Genomic DNA, 814 nt, shown 5'->3' with positions numbered 1-814 from the left:
TCATTTACGAAAAGTAAACTCCGTTTTTGGCGGCTTCGCAAGCCTTGCAACCGGCACTTTCTGAACAGACACACATACTGAAAAAATTTTTTGAAAGTTTATAGACGGGGACTAAATAGTATCTGTATTATCCATCTGTCATCTAAAACAACCTTTTTAAGAGTCTTTTGTCCACAAAAAACTTCAATTCATCAAGCATGCATTCGCACTCATCATAATGCGACAAAAAACAAGCCTTTAGCACCAAAACAGGGGTTTCCTTTCATTTTGTTTTGCCGTAATTTTACTTCTTCGGATTGAGCCTGAATTATTCACAAAACAGATGTAACAAGGACCATGTATGTACTTAAAACCTGATGTCAGAAATATTTTAACCACGCTGTTGGTATTTTCTATTCCTTTTTTCTCTGAAAGTCAGAACATAACATTGAGTTTATCGGGAAGTCCTTTCAGTGAAAATGACGGAACGGCTACTATCACTGCGATAACTGATTCCACTATTGCTTCGGAAATAACAGTAGATTTGACATTCTCGGGAACGGCTACCCCGGGAACCGACTATTCTGCTAATAATATAATAACGATTGCACCAAATACCACTAGCGGAACCTCGGTCATTACCGGAATCGATGACAGCATTTATGAAAACGACGAAACAATAATCGTTGATATAAGCGCGGTTACGAATGCTACAGAAGACGGAGATCAACAAGTCATCGCTACCATCACCGACTCAGAAGACATCCCTTCTGTAACGCTTTCGGTCAACCCTTCCTCCATTGGTGAAGGGCAGAGTTCCACCATTAGCGCAACG

Annotated in this window: 1 protein-coding gene; it reads left to right on the top strand. The window is 40.2% G+C overall.

Features of this window, described 5'->3' with window-relative positions:
- Nucleotides 1–340: 340 nt before the first annotated feature.
- Nucleotides 341–814: Calx-beta domain-containing protein (locus tag OQ5_RS21015; RefSeq protein WP_044107843.1), on the top strand; the 474-nt coding region annotated here is incomplete at its 3' end.

It is taken from the genome of Anaerophaga thermohalophila str. Valhall (assembly GCF_000250735.1).
GTDB classification, from domain to species: Bacteria; Bacteroidota; Bacteroidia; order Bacteroidales; family Marinilabiliaceae; genus Anaerophaga; species Anaerophaga thermohalophila_A.
Note: the sequence above shows the minus strand (reverse complement) of the source record. Positions and strands in the feature narration are given on the sequence as shown.